Annotated in this window: 22 protein-coding genes; 12 read left to right on the top strand and 10 right to left on the bottom strand. The window is 38.2% G+C overall.

Features of this window, described 5'->3' with window-relative positions; all coding sequences use genetic code 11:
* The first annotated feature begins 8 nt into the window (after window positions 1-8).
* On the top strand, window positions 9-551 hold the full coding sequence (locus JO40_RS08230; RefSeq protein ID WP_044978920.1) for an ATP-binding protein: 543 nt from the start codon (window positions 9-11) through the stop codon (window positions 549-551).
* Window positions 552-563: 12 nt separating this feature from the next.
* On the opposite strand, the gene JO40_RS08225 is transcribed toward JO40_RS08230, so the two are convergent.
* The 3 genes from JO40_RS08225 to JO40_RS08220 all read right to left on the bottom strand — a co-directional run bounded on the left by JO40_RS08225 (window position 564) and on the right by JO40_RS08220 (window position 1,996).
* Complete coding sequence (locus tag JO40_RS08225; RefSeq protein WP_245608807.1) at window positions 564-1,142, bottom strand: hypothetical protein; 579 nt, start codon at window positions 1,140-1,142, stop codon at window positions 564-566.
* A gap of 118 nt (window positions 1,143-1,260) precedes the next feature.
* Window positions 1,261-1,389 (bottom strand): hypothetical protein, encoded by a 129-nt coding sequence (locus JO40_RS15070; protein WP_276324828.1) that lies wholly within the window; start codon window positions 1,387-1,389, stop codon window positions 1,261-1,263.
* Window positions 1,370-1,996 (bottom strand): hypothetical protein, encoded by a 627-nt coding sequence (locus JO40_RS08220; RefSeq protein ID WP_044978919.1) that lies wholly within the window; start codon window positions 1,994-1,996, stop codon window positions 1,370-1,372. Before JO40_RS08220 ends, JO40_RS15070 begins: the two co-directional genes overlap by 20 nt.
* Window positions 1,997-2,112: 116 nt before the next feature.
* Between JO40_RS08220 and JO40_RS08215 the strand changes: the two genes are divergently transcribed.
* A complete protein-coding gene (locus JO40_RS08215; RefSeq protein ID WP_044978918.1) occupies window positions 2,113-3,492 on the top strand; it encodes a tyrosine phenol-lyase in 1,380 nt (459 codons plus the stop codon).
* 236 nt (window positions 3,493-3,728) lie between these two features.
* On the opposite strand, the gene JO40_RS08210 is transcribed toward JO40_RS08215, so the two are convergent.
* From JO40_RS08210 to JO40_RS08195, 4 genes are read right to left on the bottom strand one after another with little or no spacing between them, the layout of a single operon-like run.
* Window positions 3,729-4,358, bottom strand: a complete 630-nt coding sequence (locus JO40_RS08210; protein ID WP_044978917.1) for an adenylate kinase — start codon at window positions 4,356-4,358, stop codon at window positions 3,729-3,731.
* 36 nt (window positions 4,359-4,394) lie between these two features.
* Window positions 4,395-5,624 (bottom strand): dicarboxylate/amino acid:cation symporter, encoded by a 1,230-nt coding sequence (locus tag JO40_RS08205; RefSeq protein ID WP_044978916.1) that lies wholly within the window; start codon window positions 5,622-5,624, stop codon window positions 4,395-4,397.
* 42 nt (window positions 5,625-5,666) lie between these two features.
* Window positions 5,667-6,998, bottom strand: coding sequence for a leucine-rich repeat domain-containing protein (locus JO40_RS08200; RefSeq protein WP_044978915.1), 1,332 nt, complete (start codon window positions 6,996-6,998; stop codon window positions 5,667-5,669).
* Between the two features lie 19 nt (window positions 6,999-7,017).
* Entirely contained in the window at window positions 7,018-8,187 is a 1,170-nt protein-coding gene (locus tag JO40_RS08195) for a type III PLP-dependent enzyme (protein ID WP_044978914.1), read from the bottom strand.
* 252 nt (window positions 8,188-8,439) lie between these two features.
* On the opposite strand from JO40_RS08195, the gene rimP reads away from it, so the two are divergent.
* Genes rimP through truB form a run of 5 tightly spaced genes read left to right on the top strand, consistent with a single transcriptional unit; the run spans window position 8,440 to window position 14,520 of the window.
* On the top strand, window positions 8,440-8,886 hold the full coding sequence (gene rimP / locus JO40_RS08190; protein ID WP_044978913.1) for a ribosome maturation factor RimP: 447 nt from the start codon (window positions 8,440-8,442) through the stop codon (window positions 8,884-8,886).
* 35 nt (window positions 8,887-8,921) lie between these two features.
* A complete protein-coding gene (gene nusA / locus JO40_RS08185) occupies window positions 8,922-10,406 on the top strand; it encodes a transcription termination factor NusA (RefSeq protein WP_044978912.1) in 1,485 nt (494 codons plus the stop codon).
* A 7-nt stretch (window positions 10,407-10,413) separates the two neighbouring features.
* Entirely contained in the window at window positions 10,414-13,074 is a 2,661-nt protein-coding gene (infB, locus tag JO40_RS08180) for a translation initiation factor IF-2 (protein ID WP_044978911.1), read from the top strand.
* Window positions 13,067-13,468, top strand: a complete 402-nt coding sequence (gene rbfA / locus JO40_RS08175) for a 30S ribosome-binding factor RbfA (protein WP_044978910.1) — start codon at window positions 13,067-13,069, stop codon at window positions 13,466-13,468. Before infB ends, rbfA begins: the two co-directional genes overlap by 8 nt.
* A gap of 14 nt (window positions 13,469-13,482) precedes the next feature.
* Window positions 13,483-14,520: a tRNA pseudouridine(55) synthase TruB gene (gene truB, locus JO40_RS08170; RefSeq protein WP_044978909.1), complete on the top strand. Its 1,038-nt coding sequence runs from the start codon at window positions 13,483-13,485 to the stop codon at window positions 14,518-14,520.
* 56 nt (window positions 14,521-14,576) lie between these two features.
* On the opposite strand, the gene JO40_RS08165 is transcribed toward truB, so the two are convergent.
* Window positions 14,577-14,807, bottom strand: a complete 231-nt coding sequence (locus JO40_RS08165; protein WP_044978908.1) for a hypothetical protein — start codon at window positions 14,805-14,807, stop codon at window positions 14,577-14,579.
* 264 nt (window positions 14,808-15,071) lie between these two features.
* Here JO40_RS08165 and JO40_RS14730 point away from each other — a divergent pair, with 264 nt between their 5' ends.
* From JO40_RS14730 to JO40_RS08155, 3 genes are read left to right on the top strand one after another with little or no spacing between them, the layout of a single operon-like run.
* Window positions 15,072-15,569: a hypothetical protein gene (locus tag JO40_RS14730; RefSeq protein ID WP_245608806.1), complete on the top strand. Its 498-nt coding sequence runs from the start codon at window positions 15,072-15,074 to the stop codon at window positions 15,567-15,569.
* Between the two features lie 3 nt (window positions 15,570-15,572).
* Window positions 15,573-15,983: a tetratricopeptide repeat protein gene (locus JO40_RS14725; protein ID WP_245608805.1), complete on the top strand. Its 411-nt coding sequence runs from the start codon at window positions 15,573-15,575 to the stop codon at window positions 15,981-15,983.
* A 30-nt stretch (window positions 15,984-16,013) separates the two neighbouring features.
* Entirely contained in the window at window positions 16,014-16,523 is a 510-nt protein-coding gene (locus JO40_RS08155; protein WP_044978907.1) for a GNAT family N-acetyltransferase, read from the top strand.
* A 16-nt stretch (window positions 16,524-16,539) separates the two neighbouring features.
* Here JO40_RS08155 and JO40_RS15340 read toward each other — a convergent pair whose 3' ends face one another.
* A complete protein-coding gene (locus JO40_RS15340; protein ID WP_420832874.1) occupies window positions 16,540-16,638 on the bottom strand; it encodes a DUF4411 family protein in 99 nt (32 codons plus the stop codon).
* Between the two features lie 143 nt (window positions 16,639-16,781).
* Here JO40_RS15340 and JO40_RS08150 point away from each other — a divergent pair, with 143 nt between their 5' ends.
* A complete protein-coding gene (locus tag JO40_RS08150) occupies window positions 16,782-17,711 on the top strand; it encodes an ABC transporter substrate-binding protein (protein WP_044978906.1) in 930 nt (309 codons plus the stop codon).
* An 18-nt stretch (window positions 17,712-17,729) separates the two neighbouring features.
* Window positions 17,730-18,713 carry a FecCD family ABC transporter permease gene (locus JO40_RS08145; protein WP_044978905.1) on the top strand — a complete coding sequence of 328 codons (984 nt, stop codon included), beginning with the start codon at window positions 17,730-17,732 and terminating at the stop codon, window positions 18,711-18,713.
* A gap of 62 nt (window positions 18,714-18,775) precedes the next feature.
* Here JO40_RS08145 and JO40_RS08140 read toward each other — a convergent pair whose 3' ends face one another.
* A complete protein-coding gene (locus JO40_RS08140) occupies window positions 18,776-19,783 on the bottom strand; it encodes a uroporphyrinogen decarboxylase family protein (RefSeq protein WP_044978904.1) in 1,008 nt (335 codons plus the stop codon).
* Window positions 19,784-19,796 lie beyond the last annotated feature (13 nt).

Here is a 19,796-nt window from a genome sequence, read left to right as displayed (position 1 = left end):
ACAAAAATATGACAGCTATAAAAGAACTTAAAGTTGATGAAAAAAGCCCCTTATTCGATAAAACAGGTATGTTATATAAAGAATTTCCATCTGATTTTAGACAAATCAGATATTTTACACTCTTGATAGTACAATCTGCACCTTTAGAAATAAAAGGAATCAACCTATTAGAGCAACAAATAAGCGAAATTATTAAAAATGCCGTAAAGCATGGGAACAGATGTAATCCATCCAAAAAAGTCAAGGTATGGTACGAATTCAGCTCAACTCATGCACATCTAATAGTTGAGGATGAGGGAGAAGGTTTTAAAGAAATCGATAAGTGGAATGAATTCAATAAAAAACGCTTGGAATGTCTTCATAAACAAGACTTTGCAAATCTTGGAGCCTATGTTTCTTTTAGAACGGACAAAAGCGATGAGTATGACGGAGGAAACGCTCTCTTTGCTGCCCTAGAATATTGGGATGGAGGCTTTATTTTTAACAAGAAAAAAAACGGAGTTGCAATGTTAAAAAAATATCCTCAAAAAAAACACGGCATTTCAATATAATTATACTCAGTGCTAAAGCTTGCTTTTAGGATATCCGTATTTGCTCGAATGCGCTTTTTCATGTAAAAAGCGTTTGTCTTCTTCTTGAATATTTTTAATTGAAAGGCACAAGATTCCGCACTTTTCTCCTGCCTGATTCGGATGAACGGCAGGCAAAAAGAAAGAAAATACCGATAAAAAATTAACTTTTCTGTGATCAAAACCTATTTCAGTTTGAGCCGATACTTGAACGGAAATAGGTTTGCTTTTTTCTTCAGTACAAAAAATAAGTATAAATTCCGCATCTATGTATAAAAGGCATGGGGAAAATTCAGGAGCGTTGTTTTTTATCAATATGTCATAAAGGCGGTAAAAAAAAGCATCCGGCACTTTTTCTTCGTTTATCTTCATCAAAGAAGAAATTTTAGGTCGAAGTTCGGCAAATTTTTCGCTGTCCTCATCATCTACAATCGGCGGGCAAGGAAAGCTAAGGGGAAAGTCTCTTGAAATATCAGCTTTTAGTTTAAAGCCGTTAGAATTCCACAATAAAATTTTGCAGTTTTTAAGTTCATCATCATATTTATAAAATTTATCTGAAAGCTTAAAGGCCAAAATATTTTCTTTTTTTTCTACCTTACTAAAAAATAAAGGGGTCTTTTTCGATGATTAAAAAAAACTTTTATATCATCATTCGGTTCTATACCTTCGGTCTTAAAAAAAATATATTCTCCTATAATTTTATAAAAAAAGGATCTAACTTTACAAAATTATTTTTACATAAAAGATTTAAAGGAGGTTTTTCCCTTACAAGGGTATCCGAAATATATTCGTATTCGATTCTATTGAGAGGCTTGTTCATTTTCATCTCCAATAACATCAAAGGAATCTATATACCATTTTTCGTCCATAAAAATAAGTGTTATTTCAAAAAGTCTATAAAATACTTTTTCGTTGCCTCTGATATTACACCTAAACATAGCTTTTACTTTTTGATCAGCCGTGTTTTCAGGTCTGCCGTAAAAAGACGAAACTATGGGCTTAAAGGAATCGAGCCTGTAGTTTATAAGATAAGGTAAAAAAGGTTTTTCTTTTGAACAAAGGCTTATATCCACTTTGCTTTCTTTAAATTGTAAACTTAAATTATCTAAAAAATTTAACACGGATTTTTCAATGCCTGTATAATCTAATATACCCAGCCCCTCTAAAGAAGGGAATAAAGTTTCCTGTAAATCGGTATCACCGTAAGAGCTGAGGTTATCTGTTTGTACATCATCCAATATAAAAGGCTCCGGCATGGGATATGGCAAAACACTCCCGGATTCCGTCCAATCTATGTCTGAAAAATATTTTTCTGCTTCTTCCAACACTGTCGAAAAATCGGACTCGTTGCCTTCTGCCTTGATGTGAGGATAAATAACAAAAAAGAATAAAAAACTTAAAATAATCCGAGCCTTTTTTAATTTCATAGAATATTTATATCACATATTATACTACCTAGACAATACCTTATCTTTATGGTATAGTGCACGGGGAGATTTTCCCTAATATCATTTTCTGTAGAACTGACAGATGGAGGACTTTTATGGATATTAAAAATTATCCTGCGGAACCTTTTAGAATTAAGGTTGTAGAAACTGTTAAGATGATTGATAAGGAACAGAGGGCAAAGGTTGCAAAAGAGGCAGGTTACAACACCTTCCTTATTAACTCTGAAGACGTTTACATTGACCTTCTTACCGACTCAGGAACAAACGCCATGAGCGATAAGCAATGGGCCGGCATGATGATAGGAGATGAAGCCTATGCCGGAAGCCGCAACTTTCACCACTTGGAAAAAACCGTCCAAGATATTTTCGGCTTTAAGCATCTTGTACCCACCCATCAAGGGCGAGGTGCCGAAAACCTTCTTTCAAGAATAGCCATTAAACCCGGTCAATATGTACCCGGAAACATGTATTTTACCACTACCCGCTATCATCAGGAAGCAAACGGCGGTATCTTCGTAGACGTAATCAAAGATGATGCCCACGATGCAGGCAAAAATGTTCCGTTTAAGGGCGACATAGACCTTGCAAAGCTGGAAAAACTTATAAACGAAAAAGGAGCCGAAAATATTGCATACGTTTGTTTAGCCGTTACGGTAAACCTTGCAGGAGGTCAGCCCGTTTCTATGAAAAATATGAAGGCTGTCCGTGAGCTTACAAAAAAGCACGGCATCAAGGTGTTCTATGATGCAACCCGCTGTGTAGAAAATGCCTACTTTATCAAAGAACAGGAAGCAGGCTATGCCGATAAATCTATAAAAGAAATAGTACATGAAATGTTCAGCTATGCAGACGGATGTACTATGAGCGGTAAAAAGGATTGTATCGTCAATATCGGCGGTTTCCTATGTATGAATGATGAGGAACTTTTCCAGGCTGCAAAAGAAATCGTTGTTGTATTTGAAGGAATGCCTTCATACGGCGGTATGGCAGGACGGGATATGGAAGCTATGGCTATCGGTCTAAAAGAATCCCTGCAATTTGAATACATTGAACACAGAGTCAAGCAGGTACGCTATTTAGGCGACAAGCTCTTGGAAGCCGGAGTTCCCATAATTGAGCCCGTAGGAGGCCATGCAGTATTCCTCGATGCAAGACGCTTCTGCCCGCACTTGGATCAGCTTCAATTCCCGGCTCAAGCTCTGGCCGCAGAACTTTATATAGAATCCGGAGTTAGGAGCATGGAACGAGGTATCGTTTCAGCAGGACGCGATCCCAAAACCCGCGAAAACCACATACCTAAACTTGAAACCGTCCGCTTAACTATCCCCCGCCGTGTTTATACCTATAAACATATGGACATTGTAGCAGATGCAGTTATTAAGCTATACAAGCACAAGGAAGTTATAAAAGGATTAAAGTTTGTTTATGAACCTAAACAACTGCGCTTCTTTACGGCACGTTTTGAGCATATTTAAGCTTACAAGGTAAACAAATTACAAGTTTACCTTTACACTAGGCTGTTTATCCTGTCTTTCTGTAAGACATTCTGCAAGACAGGTATTTACAGCCTAGTTTTTTTATACTCTAAGGTAAATCTCGAAAAAACTGAAGTTTTTAGAGGTTCCCTATATCTTATTGCGGCGGGTCTGACTAAACTAAAAATTTTTAAGAGAAGAGGGAAACTTGCGTCTGAACAAGTTGCCCTCTTCCACTAATTCGGAAACTTCACTTTAAAAGAAGCCAATACTTTATCCGTTGACGAGCGGGCATCTATATTTACGATTAAATTCTTTTTTGTATAATAGTCTATCAATGGGGCGGTTTGATTTCTGTAAGTTTCAAGACGCTTTTGGACGGCTTCGATTTTATCATCGGGACGGATAATGAGCTCTCCCGAACATGAATCACAAACACTTTCTTTTTTAGGTTTTACGAATTCAATATGAAAACTTTTACCGCATGAAGAGCAAACCCGTCTTCCTGAAAGCCGCTTGATAACCTCATCATCGCTTATATCAAAGTTGATAACGGAATGAATCTTTGCAATATTCTCTAAGGCATCAGCTTGAGCAATCGTACGGGGGAAGCCGTCGAGGATAAAACCGTTTTTAGTATCATCCTTTTCCAATCTTTCCTTTATAAGGGCAATTGTGAGCTCATCGCTTACCAATGCCCCGGAATCTATTACAGCCTTAACCTTTTTTCCCAATTCGGTTTGTTCCTTGATTGCAGCTCTAAAAAGATCTCCGCTTGAAATGTGCGGAATCTTATACGATTTTGAAACCTCAAAAGCGAGGGTTCCCTTTCCGGCTCCCGGAGGGCCCAAAAAAATACAGTTCATTTTTTCTTCCTTTTAAAAAATATTCAATCAAAGTTCTTATATAAAGAACCTTAAATTGCGTGTATTGGTCATCTTAGATAAATGGCCTATTATATAGGTTCCTACCATTGCGGTTAATGCATCAATTGCGGCAGCTACCGAGCCTATAAAAAAGACAGCCGGGCGCAAAATTAAAAACCCCGATTCAAAACCGCGTCCGTAAATTGCACAAACGGCAACAAGGGAAACATATGTTCCTGTTATAGGAAAACGGCCTAAAAAAAATGAAAAAAGGGTAGAAATACCGACAAGCCAAAATCTATCCTCTAAACTTATGCCTAAACTGGAATAGGACTTTAAAATTACGATAAAGCTGATGGTAACTACCATCGCACTTCCTGCCCTGCCGAAAACCGAAAAGACAGGCAAGGATACCGAAGAAATTCTCCTTCTGACACCCAAACTCTCATTAGAATGCCGTAATAAAACCGGCAAGGTTAGATTGGTATCTCCCGAAAAAAATGCCGCACAAACAGGTGCTATTGAAGCATAAAGCACCTTGTAAGGATTTACATCCCTGCATAGTATTTTTAAGATGATAGGATATATGATTAGGGCAATTATAAAAAAATCTACCAATAGAAGAACAATTAAACCCGTAAAAAATTTGGTAGAAAGCATCGCCTGAAACTTGATAAACCAATTTACGGACACGGCTATAAGCCCTATTGAAAACATATCAACAAAAAAAGCCATAACGGCATATGAAACTCTGGATATGGAATCAAATAGTGTCAAAACGGGTTTTGATATATTTTTATCTACAGCGCAGGCCGCTCCTGCAAAACCTGCAAAGATACAAAGCGGGAGTATATAAAGGCCATCCATAAAGGCTTCAAATGCGCTTGAAGGAAAAAGCCTTAAAAAAGATTCCGCAATACCTAAATTTTCAACGGCGCTCGTTTCTTCAACAAAAATAGGAATTCTCGGCATAGAACTTATAGATATGGAAAGCAAACCTAACAGGGCTGCCAAAAAAGATGACAGAATAATAAACACGGCAATATATATCGAAAGTTTTAACAAGGAGCGGCTTTCGCGTAATTTAGATATACTCACAGTAAAGCCGAAAAATAAAACGGGATATAAGGAATAGCGGCCGAATTGAATGGCAATATTGGAAACAAAATCAATAGCAACGTTAAAAAAAGCGCTATCGGAAGAAGAAAGGGCTGCAATTATAATACCTAGTACGGCCCCTATAAGATATTTTATCCAAATTTTCATAACTCATTTTACAAAAAGAAAAAGATTCAGTCAATACGTAGACTAAAGGGCTTCTCCTGTTTTTTGAAGAAGAGAGTCTAGTATGCTCCCTATGTCTTCAAGGCCGTAAAGAGTAAAGTAAACTTTCCAGAATTTAAAGGAGGAAGAATTAAGCATTTCCTCTGTAGGAACAAAATTATGGTCAAAGTATTTATCCGGCTTGTATATTAGATTGGGATTTTTTTCGGCATAAACTACAATGGTTTTAAAATTATATCCGTCACCTGCGATTAAAGAATCAAAAAGAGTTTTCATTGACTTTTCATCAATATTATTTTCAAAACAAAAAAGAGATTTTAGCTTAATATTTGAGCCCAAAACAATGTTTTCGATTTTGTTACGGTAGCAATAAACTTCTTCAATTTCCTTTAAAGAAGAAATATCCAAATCCTTTATTTCGTTGGAATCACAGTGAAGCCTTTGAAGTTTTGTGTTAAGGTTTATCAAGAGTGTATCAAGCCCGTTTTTTCCGCAATCCAAAAACTTTAGCTCCTTGTTTTGAAAAATAGACAAATCGTCAAGTCGGTTTTCCCTGCAATTAAGATGAGTTAACTTTACATTTTTACTTACATCCAAATTTTTTAAACCTGCATTTTCGCAATAAAGCTCCTTAAGCTCAATGTTTTTTGTAAGGTCTAGAGCTTTTAGGTTTACCGAGCTTATATCAAGATATTCAAGATGAGAGAAAGAAGAAAAATCCACCTCGTGAATTGCTGTTTTAGCTAAATTGAGTTTTTTTAAGCCTTTTAAGGAAGAAAAATCAGGCCTTTCCATTTGCTTGTTCCCTTCAAGAACCAAATTTTCAAGAACAGGGCAATCTAAAAATTCTATATTTTTCAATCCTGAAAAGGAAATATCCAAGAGCCTTAAATCGGGAGCCTTAATTATTTTAACTTTGTTTAAAATTCCTGAGTCAAGTATTTTAAGCTCCTTAACATCTCCTAACAGGGCAATAGAGTTCTTTGCTATAAATACTTCAATTTCGGAACCGTCGGCAGGAATTTCCGAAGGAACGGCACCTTCAATTTTGACGTTTTTATCGGCAATAAGACTTAAACTTATTTTTTTATTTACAGTCTCGAACTCAAAAATAATGGATGCTTCATTCAAGGCTTTTTTATATAAGTCATTAGCTTTATTTGCCGAGTCATCCTTATCGGTACCCGATTGAGCTGCCCCGTCCTTTTTATTTTCTAAAGTTTGTCCGGCCTGAGAGTCGACCTTAGGCTGTATTTCTTGATGTTCAGTCTCATCTTCCCGTCCCTTTCCGGAACATGAGAAAACAAAAAGGCTAAAAACAACAAGAGCAGCAAATTTACAAAAGTTTTTTATCATAGCCGGACTCTTTATAAGATTAGTTCATTATGTAGGTTTTAATCGGCGGAAAACCGTTAAACTCTACGGACGCATAACTGGAGGTATAAGCACCTGTTGTAAGGAAATATACCCTGTCACCCGGTTTAAGGTTAATGGGAAGGCTGTATTTATAGTCTTCATACATAATATCCATACTATCGCACGTAGGGCCTGCCAAAACAACCTCTCCCCATTTTTTGCAGCCTTCATCCTTATCTGTAATAATCGGGTATTTTAAGGACTCGTTCAGAGTTTCGATAAGACCGTTAAAGAGCCCAGTATCCAAATATACCCATCTAAAGAGGGCTGTATTGTTCTTGCGCGAAATCATAACAACCTCGGTTACCAAAACACCGCTGTCGCCTACAAGTGAGCGGCCGGGTTCCAAAATAATGCGGGGACGATCTTCACCGAAGTCGTCTTCCAAATATCTGGTTATTTCTGAAGCATACTCGCTTAAATCGTTTGCCGGCGTAACATAAGAAGCGGGAAAACCTCCTCCCATGTTGACCATTTCGAGCTTAATATCCTCTTCTTCTTCCAAAGAATCCATTAGGTACTTTGTCTTTGCAATAGCATCATTCCACTGGCCGATATCCCGCTGCTGGCTTCCTACGTGGAAAGAAATACCGTAAGGAATAAGCCCCGAATCTCTGGCTTGAATGCAAAGATCATAAGCCATATCGGGATGACAGCCGAATTTTCTTGACAAGGGCCAGTCGGCACTGGTGGTATTTTCAACAAGGATTCTCACATAAACCCTCGAACCGGGAGCAAGTTGGGCTATATTTTTAAGGTCGTCCTTACTGTCTGTAGCAAACATTCTGACACCCTTTTCATAAAAATAAGCAATATCCTTTGCTTTTTTTATGGTGTTTCCGTAGCTGAGTCTGTCAGGGCTTACACCCAATTTCAAAACCTTGTCAAGCTCATAGCGTGAAGCTATGTCAAAACATGAACCCATCTCGTTTAGCATTGTGATAATTTCTTCATGCGGGTTTGCCTTGATCGCATAAAAAATATCCGCATAAGGAAAGTTCTCTCTTAACTTTTGATAATTTTTTTTGATTGTTTTTAGGTTGATAACAACACAGGGCGTTTCCAGATTTTCTGAAAAACTCATAAAGTGTTTCCACTCAGAATCGCTAATGTAATCCTTTCTATCCATTAGGCCGGCCTCCCAAAATATAATAATAATAAATTACCTTATAAAGCTATTTTCCATTACTGTCAATAGTATTAAAGGCATAAAAAAGTTTTTTTAATATTTTTAAGTAAAAACTTAATATTTTTCTATATGTGTGTATTGAATATATTTCAATTTTATGGTATTATCAACCCTAGAACATATATTATCCTTATACATTCGGAGTCGTTCAAACGGCTCCTTTTTTGTATACGGAAGGCAGAGGAGGTTGAAGTGGAATTTATACAAAAAAAAGATATTCCGTACTTTACCGAATGCGAACCTCTTGTTGAGGGGCTGGGTTTTAAACTGGTAGACCTGAATGTCCTTCACAAAAAAGATGTATGGCAGGTAAAGGCGGTTATAAAATCGGAAAAAGGGGTCGGCATCAAGGACTGCACCTCCGTGCACAGAACTCTTCAGCCTCGCCTTGAAGCCTTACTGGGATCACAGGATGTTACTATGGAGGTAAGCTCTCCCGGAATAAACCGCATTGTGAAGCGGACGGTTGAGTTTTATGCCTTTGCCGGTGAACAGGCCGAGATTTGGGACAACAGTATTACTGATTGGCGGCACGGAATTATAAAGGAAGTCAATTCCGAAGGTATTGTTTTAAATTCTGATAATCAAGACATTAAAATTTCGTATCAGAATATAAAAAAAGCCAGATGTAATCTTTAACGAATAAATTTAGCTTTGTAAGGAGATTTAGTTAAATGTCTGAGGGAATAATTGAAGCAATTCGAGACTTTGCACAAGAAAAAGGGATTGACGATGATTTTGTTTTACACATTGTAGAACAGGCTCTAAAGGCATCCTACAAAAAACAATTCGGAACGGATGCCAATGCCGTGTTCAATGAAGAAACAGGAAAAATATACTCAAAAAAAATAATAACGGAGCATGCAAAAAATCCCGTTTTTGAGATTAGTCTGAAAGAAGCAAAAAATCTTGCCCCCGACTGTGAAGCAGGTGATGAGCTCCTAGTTGAAGTTGATCCTAAAACATTCGGCATAAACTCGGTCAGGGTCGGAATGCAAAGGGCGACCCAGTGCATCAGAGAAATACAAAAAGATTCTCTTTATGCAGAATACAGTACAAAGGTAGGCGAAATTATCATCGGCTACTACCACAGAGAACGGAACGGAAACATATACGTAGATTTGGGAAAGGTTGAAGGCTTGCTTCCTAAAAAATATCAGTCCCCGAGGGATCACTTTGGCCGAAATTCGGCTGCCGGCGAAGAATCAAGAATAAAGGCCCTCGTTAGGGAGGTAAAAAAACACCGCCAGTCTAACGTAGTACAGCTAATCCTTTCGAGAACCGATGCGGAATTTGTAAGACGTATATTGGAATTGGAAGTACCGGAAATTGAAAACGGAATAGTAAAAATACATAACATTGTACGTGAGCCCGGTTACAGAACAAAAATATCAGTTTCGACGGATAGGGATGATATAGATCCTGTAGGAGCTTGTGTCGGCGCAAAGGGTGCCAGAATTCAAGCGGTTATTGCCGAGCTGGATGATGAGAAGATAGATATTCTACCCTATTCGGAGGATCCCAAGGCCTATATAAAAAGCGCTCTTTCTCCGGCAGAAGTCATAGATGTTATGATCTTAGATGCGGAAAAAAGGCTGGCACTTGCAATAGTATCGGACTCTCAACTATCATTAGCCATAGGAAAGCAGGGTTTAAATGTACGCCTTGCAAACCGGCTTGTAGACTGGAACATTGACGTAAAAACCGAAGAACAGTTTAAACAAATGGATATTTACACGGATGCCCGAAAGGCTGTTGAAAACTTATTCACTGATGACACAGGTGATGAAGATGAATACGAGGAGATTTCCAACGTTTCGGAACTTCCCAGCATTACCGAAGATATTCTAACGGTATTGTACAATAACGAAATAGAAGACATACAAGACCTAATCAATATGGAAGATGATGAAATCAGAAAATTGGAAGGTCTTACAGCAGAGATGGCCGATACCCTTCTCGACATTATAGCCAATGCCGTTGAAGTTGTAGAAGACGATGAAGATGAAACTAATGAGGAAAGCAAACCTGTTTTGGAGCATGAGGACGAGACTGAAGAATTCGAATGTCCCGAATGCGGTCATAAAATCACAATTGATATGACAAAATGCCCCAACTGCGGAGTAGATCTTGCTTTTGAATATGAGGACGAAGAGTAGGAGTAATATGGATATAGAAAACACAAACAAACCTGATGTAATTCTTAACAAAAAAAGCGGTAAAACGGCTGATACTAAGCCTGAATCCGGTAAGGCAGACTCTAAAAAGAAATTCGTTGTAAAAGTTTCAAAAAATGCAGCAGGAAAATCCAAGAAGCCTGACTCGGCAGCGGAAGATTCTTCTGCCGGCAAAACTTCCGGAAAACAGGTTATCTCCGTTAAAAAAGTTTCGCCCCAAAGCTCAAAGCCTGTAGATACCTCGACAAAAGAAAAAAGAAACGTAACTCCCCGTGAAGATAAAAAGAGCGAAATACCGCCGGCTAAAATTGAAAATCAAAGCTCCGATTCTGCAAGAAGAGAAGAAAAACAGCCTGAAAGAAAAAAGGCTGAACCTTCTTCTATGACTTCGATAGATTTCGCAAGCAAACGACCTAATGTCAAAGCCGGAAACCTTGCCGACTCAGGAAGAAAAAACAACCGAGGGCAAGGCAACCGCTCACAAAGGCCAGGCGGTCAGGGACAGAGCCAAACAGGACAAGGCCGCCGACGCGAAAGCAATTTTTCGGGAGCCCAAGCACGGGCCTACTCCGACGGAAAAAAGCAAGGCTTTAGAACAGGGCAAGGCGGACAGCAGGGACGAGGCGGAGACAGGCCTCAAAACAGGACAGGCTTCGGCGGCCCAAGGCAGGGAGCAGCTCCGGCACCGATTCCCGTCGAAAAAAACAAGGCTCAAACAAATAAAAAAGCCCATAAGGCCAAAAAAGAAATATACAACAAGAAAAATAAAGAAGATGAATTTTTTGAAGAACGTCTCTTAAATCAAAAGAAAAAGCAAAAAGAAAAGATTCATAATATTCCTAAACAGATCGAAATAATGGAATCCATTTCGGTTTCCGAATTGGCCAAGAAGATGAATCTAAAGGCCTCCGAGCTTATCGGAAAACTTATGGGCATGGGAATGATGGTTACGATGAACCAGTCCATCGATGCCGATACGGCAACGATTCTTGCATCGGAATATGACTGTGATGTTAAAATTGTAAGCCTCTATGATGAAACGGTTATCGAAAGCAAGGCAGACGATTTATCAGAACTGAAACCCAGACCTCCCGTTGTAACGATAATGGGACATGTTGACCACGGTAAAACCAAAACCCTTGACGCAATAAGAAGCTCTAATGTTATAGCAGGAGAATTCGGAGGAATTACTCAGCACATAGGAGCTTATACGGTAAACACCCACGGCGGCAAGATAACTTTCCTAGACACTCCCGGACACGAAGCCTTTACAATGATGCGTGCACGAGGAGCCGAAATTACGGACATAGTTGTTTTGGTAGTTGCGGCCGATGACGGCGTAATGCCTCAAACCATCGAAGCTATAAACCATGCACGAGATGCAAAGGTTCCCATAATAGTTGCAGTAAACAAGATTGATAAGCCTGAAGCAAATGTTGACAAGGTTAAAACCCGCCTTTCCGAATTAGGCCTCATGCCTGAAGAATGGGGCGGAGACACAATGTTTGTCGAAATTTCGGCTTTAAAAAAATTGGGACTGGACAACCTCTTAGACACAATCTTACTGCAAGCCGAAGTTCTTGAACTAAAGGCCAATTATACATGCAATGCGGAAGGAAAGGTTATAGAATCCCGCATTGACCACGGAAGAGGTGTAGTTGCAACCATTATCGTTCAGCGCGGAACCTTGAGAACGGGAGACCCCTATGTTGCAGGTATTTATTCAGGGCGTGTAAGAGCCATTTTCAATGACAGGGGAGAAAAAATAGAAGAAGCTACCCCAAGTATGCCCGTCGAAATCCTAGGACTTGAAGGTATGCCGAATGCAGGAGACCCCTTCCAAGTTACCGATTCCGAGCGCATAGCCCGCCAGATTTCGGACAAGAGGCAAGAGCTTAAACGCTTTGAAGATTCAAGGAACGTTAAGAAGGTTACCCTCGATAACCTCTATGAAACCATTCATGACGGAGAAATCTTGGAACTCAAGGTTATCATAAAGGGAGACGTTCAAGGTTCTGTAGAAGCCTTAAAGCAATCATTGGAAAAACTTTCCACTCCGGAAATAAGGCTTAACGTAATACATGCTTCGGCAGGAGCTATCAACGATTCCGATGTTATGCTTGCAGCAGCCGACTCGAATGCCCTAATCATAGGCTTTAACGTGCGCCCCACTCCTCAGGCCAAACTATTAGCTGATCAAGAAAAGGTCGATATAAGAAAATACACTGTTATCTACAAGGCTGTTGAAGAAATTCAGCTTGCGATGGAAGGAATGCTTTCACCCGATATCAAAGAACAGGTTATCGGTATGGTCGAAGTCAGAAACACCTTTAAGGTTCCGAAAATCGGGAAAATTGCCGGCTGCTATGTTATTGAAGGCCTCGTAAAGAGAAACTGTGCAGTCCACGTTATCAGAGACGGCATAGTCGTTCACTCGGGAAAACTTTCCTCGTTAAAGAGATTCAAAGACGATGTAAAAGAAGTTGCTGCAGGCTTTGAATGCGGTATCGGCATCGAAGACTTTAACGACATACAGGTCGATGACCAGCTTGAGATTATCGAAATGATTCAGGTTGCCCGAAAATTGAGTGACAGCGAAAAATATAAGGCTCCCGAAATTAAAGAAGAAGGAAAAGAAGCCGATGAGTGAGTTTAGACTTGAAAGATTGGGCGAGCAGATAAGGGAAGAAATTTCGAGTCTTATCTGCTCAGGCAAAATAAAGGATCCGAGGGTTTCTTCTCTTCTTTCAGTAAACAGGGTAATCGTTTCGGGAGACCTTGCTTATGCAAAGGTCTATGTTTCAAGTTTTTTAGATGAACATAAGACCAAGCAGGGGGTAAGGGGCTTGGAAAATGCATCGGGCTTTATAAGAACAAGCCTTGCAAAAAAACTTCATATAAGGCAGTGTCCTGAACTCAAGTTTATATTCGATAAGAGCATAAAAGAAGGAATCGACATGGTAAACAAACTTGAAAGCCTTGAGTATTTTACCGACCCCGATGAAAACACTGAAAAAACAGCCGATACCTCTGCAGCCGAATAAATTCTATCGTAAAAATGGAATTAAATAAAAACCTTATCGTCCCGTTTGCAAAACAAGCGGGACTTACCAGCTTTGCTTCAATGTCGGCGGTAAAAAAAGCCCTTTTAACAAAAAAGGTAGGCCACACAGGAACTCTTGATCTTTTTGCAGACGGTCTTCTTGTGCTTCTTACAGGAAAGCTAACCCGCCTCGCCGATATAATTTCAGCCGAAAAAAAAACCTACGAAGCATGGATAGAATTCGGAACAGAAACGGATACCCTCGACCCTGAAGGCGAGCCCGTTTTGACCGCCCCGCTCCCCTCTTACAAAAATTTAGCGGAATCCATACCCTCTTTTTTAGGAAAAATACTCCAAAGACCGCCCGAATTTTCTGCAATAAAAATAAACGGAAAACGGGCATCCGACAGAACCAGAAGCGGCGAAAAGATAGAAATTGCAGAGCGGGAAATAGAAATTGTTAAACTTGAGCTTAAAAGAATAATTACCGATGGCGGTCTGGAATTTACGGAAAAAGATTTTTTTAACATAAACACCGAGCTAAAAATAAAATATACCCATATAAGCGTAGAATGCTCAAAAGGAACCTACATACGCTCCCTTGCAAGAGACCTTGCAAGGAAGGCATCTTCTTGTGCCCATGTCAGGGCTTTAAGAAGAACTGCTGTAGGAACCTTTAAACTTGAAGATGCGGCAGGTTTTAGCATTTTAAATGATTTTTCTGCAGCGCCGGAAAAGTTTTATAAAAAGTTTTATAAACAAAAAGAAATTGATTTTTCTGAAATAAAGGCAAAATCTATTATTTTTTCCCCTGAGGCGGCAGACAACATTGGTTTAGCTAAAATTTTCTTGGATCAAAGCTATTTAAATGATTTTTATGACGGAAAAAAGATGAGATTTAATTGGTTTTTAAATGCCGATGAAGTTTTAGAAAAGGCCAAAAACTCCGGCATAGAAAATAAAAAAATATGCGTCTTCTGTAATAACTTATGGACCGGTATCATAGGAATAAATAAAAACTATTTGAAATATGAAACCGTTATAAAAAATTAAAGGTTATAAAAAGGCTTACCGTTTTTTACTAAAACGCTAAACCTTGATTCTTTACCTTACTGTATTGCATGTCTTCCTGAAGGGGAAGCCGAACACCTTATCCCATAACTTGTAACAACCCTGTCCCCTAAGATTTTCGTTTCACGGCCGCAATAAATACAATGCGAACCATCGGGTATAATAGCATGTTTTTTTGATACGCTTGCAGGACAATTATACCCGTTATCATCACTTTCCAAGTTAGGCCCGACGGGTCTGACATCTTTTCCGCAATATTTGCACTTCATAAAAATATCTCCTGAAATTTCTTTGTTTATATTATTTTCGGCATTATAGCCGATTTACATTAAAGACATATTTTAATATTTAGTTACATCTTCAGTATTTGTATTCACAGAAGATTTAGCTAATTTTAAAAACATAGCCAAGAGAGTATTAGAGCACTATTTTTACCAAGAAAAATGGCAACGAAAAACACAAAAAAATGCAACTATTGACAGATCATAAAGCCAATGTTAGAATGTAGCTATAATTATTTTAAAGAGGAATATATGAAAAAAAATATTGTGCTATTTTTAATTTTGTTGGTGTCATTCCGGATTTTTGCCGATTACAAATCCGAATATGACAATCTGCTCTCGGCAAGAAATTTAGAAGGAATTGCAGCTCTTTTACCAAAATGGGAAAAAGCTGAGCCCAAAAACCCTGAACTCTATATTGCCTATTTTAATTATTATCTGCTTAAAGGTCAAAGGTCTACACATTCATTGGATACCTATAAGAAGGATAATACTAATTCCTTGGCCTTGGTGGATCAAAAGACAAATCAAATAGCGGGGTATTTAAACAATAATATCTGGTACGAAAAAGAAGATGTCGATAAAGCCTTGTCATATTTGGAGAAAGGATTAAAATTCGGTAAAAACCGCTTGGATATGTATTTTGGAAGAATTCATATTTTAGGCGAAATAGGAGAATATGAAAAGCAATCACAAAAGATTATAGAAGTTCTAAAACTTGGAAAAGAGATAAATCATAAATGGCTTTGAAGCATGAATGAGGTAATTCCGGCATCAGAAAGTGAACACTTTTTTCTAATTTCGATAAACGAGTATTATAAAGCTTGGCTTCAAAAAAGTCTCCCTCAAACCCTAAGTGCTGCAGAAAAAACATGTGAAGCCCAATTGAAACTATATCCTAAAAATATCGAAGTTCATAACTATTTGGCTTTGGCATATATCGATCAAGGAAAATTCAAAGAGGCTTTAAATGTGCTGTTAAAAGCCGATAAACTTGCAAATGAAGATTATGTAATTATCTTTAACATAGGCAGATGCTATGAAGCCCTAAAGCAATACGACAAGGCAAAAGAATACTATCTTCGTATGAAAAAAAATCCCAACAAACAAGTTCAAGATATAGCAGAACAAAAACTTTCAGAACTAAAAAATTTAACTAAATAATTTACAAAACCTTTTATGGGAGAAACAAAATTGCTCAAAACCGAAAAAGCCGGAATAGAAGATGCAAAAACTATTTTAGATATCTATAACGACAGTAACAAGGTTTTCAAAGTTGTACCGGAACAAGACATAATTGAAACCTTTGAAAATATGATAAAAACCGAAAATACATATATTCTATATGAAGATAATCGGGCAATCGGATTTATATCACTTAAAGATAAAAATACTCATGGGCTTATTTCAGCCATATACATCAAACATAAAATACAAAGAAAAGGATATGGTAAATACATTTTAAATTTTATTGAACAAGAAGCAAAACATATAGGTTTGGAATATCTTATACTAAAAGCTCTTAAAATGTTTGAATGGACAATAGAATTTTATAAAAAAAACGGCTTCACAATCTTCAATGAAAGAGAAGACAAGATGCCGTTTATAACTGAATATATTCCGCCGGCAAAATGGGAAGTCCTAATGATAAAAAGGATAATAACATGCAAAAATATAAAAAAATGCGTGATGGATAAATATTAAAAAAGAGATTAAATATCTAAATTATTAGTTTAATCTCTTTCATAAAATCAAAGGGATGGATACACGAAATATTAAAATGGTTACAAATATTAGGAATCTTTACACTCCTTTTTATGGGAACCTCTAAAAACTTCAGTTTTTTAGAGGTTTACCTTAAGCTTACTTGTATAATTTTTCAGGGCAACCGCACCGGAAATAAATAAAAGTTATAAAAAGCGTACTTGATTTTTTTTATGTATAACATTAGAATATTTTGCTATGAAAACAAATAAGCTGCTTATATATTACGTATTAGTTGTTTCCCTAACTTTATTTGCTGTAAGCTGTTCAAAAATTAATAATTTTTTTAAACAAGATAAAAACGGCTTGCCTAACCGCAGCCTTCCGGAAGCAGGACCTCGGGTTATTGCAGGCACCATGTCCATAGTAGAAATTTTAGATGATCTAGGCTATAAAAATGTCGCAGGAGTTCCTTCAAGCCGTCATCCCATGCCAGAGCTTTATGCAAAGGCCGAAAAAATAGGAATGCCGCAGCAGCCGGATATTGAAACGGTAAAACGGCTGAATGCGGATATCTATTTGGCCTCACTCGGATCAAAACCTACATTGGATAAGATATTTCAAAACCAAAACATAAAAACGGAATATGTCGATTTAAATTCCTATGAAGCATGTTTAAATACAATCAAACATCTGGGAGAAATGACTTCAAAACAAAAAAATGCGGAACATGTGATTCAAACTATTGAAGCTAAAACCCTCGAAGTACGCCGCTCCATTTACGGCAAAAAAAGCCCAAAGGTATTGATGCTTTTAGGTTCGCCTAAAAAGCTGATGATGGGAACAAAAAACTGCTACACAGGAAGCCTGATGGAGGTTTTAAAAATTCACAATATCGCAAACGATATCGGAGACTTCGACAAGTCCTATGTTCCCATAAACATAGAAGAAATCGTAAAACATCAGCCCGATGTCATCATACGCCTTACCCATACAAATTCCGAAGATACCGCTGAGAGCCTCAGGGCAGAGTTCGCAAAGAATGAAATTTGGCAGAAGGTAAAGGCCGTGAAAGAGGATAAAATCTACGACCTTGACAGTAATTTATACACTGTTTCACGGAATATTAAAATAATGCAGGCTGTCGAGAATTTACAAGAAATAATCTACGGAGAAACCGAAGACTAAATTCTAAAAGGTAAAAAAATGCAAGATGAACGCCGAAAAAAAATGCTTATCTTTCTCATTATCTCTTGTATTCTTTTGGCCGTATCCGTGTTAGCAGCAATCTATTTCGGAAGCACAAAGATACCTGTCAGTGAAATTATAAAAATTATATTCTATCATGAAAATTCGGATGTTTCCATAATTATTTGGGATATAAGGCTGCCCAGAATTATTTTAGCCCTCATAGTCGGGGCAAACCTTGCCGCTTCAGGAGCCCTTCTCCAAGCGGTTATCCAAAATCCCTTAGCAGATCCCGGAATAATAGGTATTTCGAGCGGAGCAAAGCTGGGGCTTTTACTGGCTCTGTTGATTTTTCCGCAATTTGTTACGGCCGCTCCCCTTTTCGCATTTATAGGAGCTATGGGGGCTGCCGTTTTGGTTTACCTTTTAGCTTGGAAGGGCGGAGTAAAGACCGTCCGCCTTATTTTGGCAGGCGTTGCAGTAAACGCTTTTTTTGCAGGGATAAGCTATCTTATAACCGTGTTAAACAGCGACAAGATTCAAAACATCATGCTTTGGCTCAGCGGAAATCTTTCGGGACGAAGTATGTACGATGTTAAGCTCATCCTGCCCTACTCCCTCATAGGCCTTGCAGCCGCCATTGCAGTAATTCGCCCAAGCAATCTCCTCTTATTCGGAGACGAAAAGGCCGGCAGTTTGGGCTTAAACATTACAAGGAGCCGAATCTTAATTTCGCTCACAGCCTCTTTTTTGGCGGCTATTTCTACCTCCCTTGTCGGAGTCATCAGCTTTGTCGGCCTTGTAATTCCCCATATTGTAAGACTTATTACGGGACCTAACTATAAATATCTTTTACCCCTTTCGATATTAAACGGAGGAATATTTTTACTGATAGCCGACACCTTTGCACGCACAATAGCGGCTCCGATAGAATTGCCTGTCGGCACCCTGATGGCCCTAATCGGAGGTCCCTTTTTTGTATATCTTTTAAGGAGGAAGTAAATGGGAGAACAGCGGGCAGTAATACTACTCGCTGTTCAAATAAAACTAAAATAGGAGGTGTTCTATTTACTATGCTTTTCAGCGTAGTTTCTTATTTGTTCAAGTCTTTTATATCCGATTTCAGGAGCAATAGTACAGTCGGCACCTATAATAATACCGGTCGTTCCCGCTTCTTTTATCAAACTATCAACATAGTTTTCAATCGCAGTATCGGGGCCTACATCGATAAGAGTGCCCCTGTTATTATCAAACCCGCCAAGGACACAAGCATTGCCGAAGAATTTTTTTCCTGCTGCTAAGGAAACTTTTTCAGTGTTTACAGCCCAGTTATACACCTTAGCTTTATAATCTTTATAAAAAGATAGATCATTAGTATAATCGGCATAGCCGCAGATATGAAGAATGTTATTGTCCCAAAGAGAATTTATTTTATCAAGGACTTTTTTATCCGAAGCCGAAACATACTCTTGATGGAAATTTAAATCGGCATCTTTTGACTGAACGCTTTGCACACTGTAATAAATTCCGTCAAGTTTTGTTTTGCTTTTTAGCTTATCGGCAAGCACAATCAAGTCATCGGCAATTTCTAAAGAAGCTTCCAACATAGCATTCGGGTTTTCAAAAAAAAGTTTAACAAACAAATCGGGCTGTTTTTTATAACACTCCGTATACAACCTTATGTAGTTGAGCGGAGCAAAGATATTATAAAATGCAGCAACTTCACCGTCAAAGTAATCTAAAATACTATTTACCATATCGATTTGCTTATCATACCATGGCGACGAATTTCCTATCGACTTTATTTTTTTAATATCATCAATACTATTAATGTCATTTTTCATAATTGACGGATGACCGAAAAAACCATCAGACATTATTTTTACCATATCAGGTTTTAAATCGTCATACATTTTTTTTGTGCCGTCAATTGTTGCCTGAATAATTCCGTCATCCAATAAACCACGGAACTGTCTGTACTCATCGGCAAAATGCCACCAAAAACCGACAGGAACTCTTTGGACATGTTTATTGTTAAAAACATCCAAAATCAATTTTCTTTTTTCTTTCATGCTTCACACCTCT

The organism is Treponema putidum (assembly GCF_000755145.1).
Lineage (GTDB): Bacteria > Spirochaetota > Spirochaetia > Treponematales > Treponemataceae > Treponema_B > Treponema_B putidum.
The sequence above is the reverse complement of the archived record's forward strand: the minus strand, read 5'-3'. Positions and strand labels throughout refer to the sequence as shown.